Annotated in this window: 2 protein-coding genes; one reads left to right on the forward strand and one right to left on the reverse strand. The window is 33.2% G+C overall.

Going from position 1 to position 1,885, the window contains the following annotated elements:
* The coding region (locus tag EC396_RS12355) for a Mur ligase domain-containing protein (RefSeq protein ID WP_240665703.1) at nt 1-318 on the reverse strand (318 nt) is incomplete at its 3' end.
* Nucleotides 319-518: 200 nt separating this feature from the next.
* Here EC396_RS12355 and EC396_RS12360 point away from each other — a divergent pair.
* Nucleotides 519-1,885 (forward strand): hypothetical protein (locus tag EC396_RS12360; protein WP_164975281.1); only part of this gene is annotated, 1,367 nt, incomplete at its 3' end.

Below are 1,885 nucleotides of genomic sequence, written 5' to 3' on the forward strand. Positions count from 1 at the left end.
AACACGTGTTTTATCTTTAGACTGTTCATATAAAAACTCTGGATATGAATATATTTTCAGACCCAATTCCTGTGCTTTTTTTAGCTCAGGATTATCGGGTTTTGCATGCATTCCTAAAATTACAGCATCCAAATCTGATGTGATTTTTTCTGAAAACCATCCAAAATCACTAGGTAACAAACCTTTATTTGCCAACCTTGTTTTTGAAGGTTCAAAAATAGCATCGTCACTTCCTGAAATAGTATACCCTTTTTCTTTCAAAGCCAGGGCTAAATTATGCATAGCACTACCTCCTATTGCTATAAAATGTATATTCATATATTATAATTTTTAACATCAAATGTAAGTAATCTCCTAAAAAAAACACGATGAATCAACTTTATTTTCAACAAATTTACACAGAAACATCATACTTCAAAAAACAACTTATTCATCTAAAATTGAATAAAATTAACTATTTTTGATATACCAAACGATTTCATTTATTCGAAATCAAAAAACTAACCAATACCCAACTAATGAAAAAAGAAAAATTTTCATTGAATATTAATACAATATTATTATTCTTTGTTTTAGCCTTTTTAAGTCATGAACTGACATATTCACAATGTGTAAATCCAACCCCAATAGGAAATACTTCTCAAATTTTTTGTGATAGCAATGAACCTAAAATTGAAAATTTTATAGTTTCTGGTGGTGAAATTGCATGGTTTGATGCTCCTTCTGGAGGAACTCAGTATGATAAATTACTCCGTTTAGAAAATAACAAAACCTATTATGCAGATGATATTACAGGTGGAAGTTGTAGCCCAAACAGACTTGCTGTTACCGTAACAATTAATGGAACACCTCCAACAAATACTTACTCTATTATAGGTGTTTGTGCCGATGAAAATGCTACAATAGCAGATTTACCAGCAACTGGTACAAATATTGAATGGTATGATGCCAAAACTGGTGGCAACTTACTTTCAGACTCAACCCCACTGGTAAATGGGGTAACTTATTATGTACAGCAAACCGCAAATGGATGTACTAGTAAAAGATTGGGAACTGCCGTTATTTTAATTGCTCCAGAAACGCCTACCGTGGCTCCAACACAAACATTTTGTGCTACTTCCAATCCTACTGTAGATAATTTAAAAGCTATAGAAAACAATGTTATTTGGTACGAATCTGAAATGGCATCTCTACCTTTAGATATTTCAACAGCCTTAATTAATGGTGAAGATTATTGGGCAACTCAAGAAAGCGTTGGTTGTGAAAGCTTAGAAAGAGCTAAAACAACAGTTTTTATTGACACCCCTCCAAATGCAGGAATAAGTTCATCATTAAACGAGTGCGAAATTGATTTAGTTACAACTAATTTATTTGATAAATTAGGAGGAAGTCCTGATATTACTGGTGTTTGGACAGGGCCAAGTTCTCTATCTGGTGGTTACTTAGGTACTTTTGAACCTGGTGTTAATAGCTCTGGAACATACACTTATACTGTTAAAAGTAGTTTAGGTGCTTGCCCTGATGCATCCGCTAATGTAGCAGTAGTAATCGAAGTAGTTACTCCTCCAACAGGTCCTACAACTCAAACTTTCTGTGAAATTGAAAATCCAACTGTTGACAGTTTAAGTCCTAGTGGAAATAACATCAATTGGTACGATAGTGATAATGCTACAATTCCTTTAACTAAAACAGCTGCTTTGGTTGATGGTAAAGTTTATTACGCTACAATAACAAATACTACTGGTTGTGAAAGAGTTTTACGATTAGAAGTTACTGCTAACATTGAAAAACCTTTACCTCCTACTGGAGCTGCTACTCAAACTTTTTGTGAAATTGACAATCCAACTATTAAAAATTTAAGTCCTAGTGGAAATAACATCAATTG

The organism is Lutibacter sp. HS1-25, assembly GCF_004121075.1.
Taxonomy (GTDB): Bacteria; Bacteroidota; Bacteroidia; order Flavobacteriales; family Flavobacteriaceae; genus Lutibacter.